The organism is Polynucleobacter sp. 31A-FELB, from assembly GCF_018882405.1.
In the GTDB taxonomy this organism is placed as follows: Bacteria; Pseudomonadota; Gammaproteobacteria; order Burkholderiales; family Burkholderiaceae; genus Polynucleobacter.
Window position 1 is genome coordinate 1 of sequence record NZ_JACVOO010000036.1, and the last position, 2,352, is coordinate 2,352.

A 2,352-nucleotide genomic window follows, 5' to 3' on the forward strand; every position below is an offset into this window, starting at 1 on the left:
CTCCCAAGCCAAGCTCAATGCAGTGGCAAGGAAACTAAATGAACGCCCTAGAAAAACACTAAACTATCAAACACCGGCAGAACGTTTTGCTCAATCTGTTGCGTTGACCGGTTGAATCCAAGACCCATAAGAGACTCTGCAATACCTAACTAATAAATTTGCCAGCTATTTTTACGAGATCTTTTTACTTCATACATTGCCTGATCAGCATGCTCTAGCAATATTGAAGGCGAATTAGGATCGTCTGGGTAGACAGCAATTCCAATACTTAGGGTTACAGTTACCGCAACACCGCTAGGCAATAAAATTGGCTTTCTAACTTCAGAGAGTATGCGATCTAGCGCCATTTGAAACTCATTATTAACTTCAACATTAGTTAATAGCATCACAAATTCATCGCCACCAAGACGAGCCACCGTGTCATTGGCTCGAACACAAAGCTTTAGCCGTCTTGCAACCTCTTTTAATACGTAGTCCCCTGCATCATGCCCATGCTCATCATTAATAAGTTTGAACCCATCTAAATCACTAAAACATACTGCAAACTTATTGTAATTGCGATCGCTATAAGCAACTGCTTGATTGATCCGATCTAGCAAAAGATGTCGATTGGGAAGTCCAGTAAGACTATCGTGATAGGCAACTTGCTCAAGCACTCTACTCTTATTAAGCACCATTTTTTCTTCTAACTGAAGGAGTCTGTAGGTGCGTCGCACTACAAGCGCTAAGGCCGTTAATAAAATGATACAGGCCGACAAAAGCGAGAGGCCGACATGTCTTCTTAGCCTGATCAAGGCATCATCTACATCGGTGCCTCCAATTTCCATCTTGAGCCAACCAATCGGGACTCCGGCTTCTAAGCGCAGCCATTTAGATGTAATAAAAGCCTCCGTTCGGGCTTCTGAAAAGACAGATGAGATATCGATAAAAGGGGATGAATATAAAACTACCACTTCACCCAACGCAGGATCTCTCTTGACATGAGATAGCACCTTGCCATCCTCATCAGCAACCAGTATGGAGATAATCCGATTATCTGACATTGCTTGCTTTAAACGGCTTTCAAGGTCTGCGTAGTTTTGAGCAATTACATCATCTCGTATTGAATTAGCGACTCCTTCCGTCATAATTTTTGCTGTCGACTCAAGACCGGCCACTCGAATTTGATGGGCGCGAGAATCAAACCACAGCATAGTAATTACTGCGGCTATAACCGTACCTATGCCAATCAAAGCTCCACCCTTTAACAAAGCGCGGGTGCCAATAGAGCGTTGCAATAATGAACTAACTTTCATCAAGCACCACAAATTTATCTAAATTGAGCTTTTCTAAAGGAGCAAAGTCCCGCTTATAGTCAGATGGAATCGGTTTTGGAATTTGTACCGCTTCAAGTAATAGTTCGCCATTGGGCTCTTGGCTTATAGAAATAAATGCAGCTGTGACAGACTTTCTAACGCTAAGTGGAACTCGGGGGTTTGAGACAAATGGATGCGGCGCATATCCTGAAGTTTCATAGAGAACTCTTAGGCGCTCCCGAAGAGAGGATTCTTCTCGCATCAAGGTATTGTTTACTCCGCCAGATGCCACAATATCCCCTATTACAACTGAGCGATAGCCGCTGGCATGCGTCTTTAAATATTTTGGCCGAATCTGAATACCCTTTTTAGCTAACTCAGCCCGTATTAATAATGAAGCAGCAAAGGCATTAGGTGCGGGAAAAGCAACTTCTTTGCCTTGCAGCTCTTGAATACTTTGAATGGGGCTGTCATTTTTTACAACGAGGATGCCAGTTAATTTAGCGCTGCCATCAATTAATAGTGGAATGTAGCCTTGACGCCTTTTTGCCATTACTTCATGGTAAGGGTTAACAAATGCAAAATCTGGCACCCCACTTAAGAGCTGCTTTTCAAATACAGGAATGGTTTGTGGAATCTCCAAACTGAAGCACTGGCCAGAGATTTTTCCGACTCGCTCTAACAAGGGCGACCATTTTGAATAGAGTACGGAAAGAGAAAGTTGCGGAACAATGGCGATCGAATATATTGACTTGCTTTTTGATCGCCAAGGCAAGCCGCTGATGCTTGCAATGACAAGCTCCAAAGAATTAATAAGATGTGGAATGAATTTCTGCGAGTTATGTTTTGACGCATTCCAAGGCTCCACACTTACCATTAAAAATTAAACTATTTGAAATACGAATTTAATAAAGCAGGCAATTCTTTAGAGTGAATCGCTACCACTTCTATAGACACTTTCTAGCCTAATATTTAGTCTATTAGGAGGTGTGTCATGAGTACAAGAAGACGGTTTACTGAAGAGTTCAAGTTAGAGGCAGTCAAACAGGTAGTTGAA

The 2,352-nt window shown here is 42.3% G+C and carries 3 protein-coding genes and 1 pseudogene; 2 read left to right on the forward strand and 2 right to left on the reverse strand.

Annotation, left to right across the window (positions count from 1 at the left end):
* A pseudogene (locus ICN30_RS11490) lies at positions 1-115 on the forward strand (IS30 family transposase); the annotation flags it as partial.
* A gap of 34 nt (positions 116-149) precedes the next feature.
* Here ICN30_RS11490 and ICN30_RS11495 read toward each other — a convergent pair.
* On the reverse strand, positions 150-1,295 hold the full coding sequence (locus ICN30_RS11495; RefSeq protein ID WP_216275777.1) for a GGDEF domain-containing protein: 1,146 nt from the start codon (positions 1,293-1,295) through the stop codon (positions 150-152).
* Complete coding sequence (locus tag ICN30_RS11500; protein WP_216275779.1) at positions 1,285-2,163, reverse strand: phosphate/phosphite/phosphonate ABC transporter substrate-binding protein; 879 nt, start codon at positions 2,161-2,163, stop codon at positions 1,285-1,287. Before ICN30_RS11500 ends, ICN30_RS11495 begins: the two co-directional genes overlap by 11 nt.
* 126 nt (positions 2,164-2,289) lie before the next feature.
* On the opposite strand from ICN30_RS11500, the gene ICN30_RS11830 reads away from it, so the two are divergent.
* On the forward strand, positions 2,290-2,352 hold a 63-nt coding region (locus tag ICN30_RS11830; RefSeq protein ID WP_223146557.1), incomplete at its 3' end, for a transposase.

Excerpts from the sequence above, each read along its gene's own strand:
- ICN30_RS11495 (WP_216275777.1), bottom strand. The coding sequence starts at position 1,295 with ATGAAAGTTAGTTCATTATTGCAACGCTCTATTGGCACCCGCGCTTTG.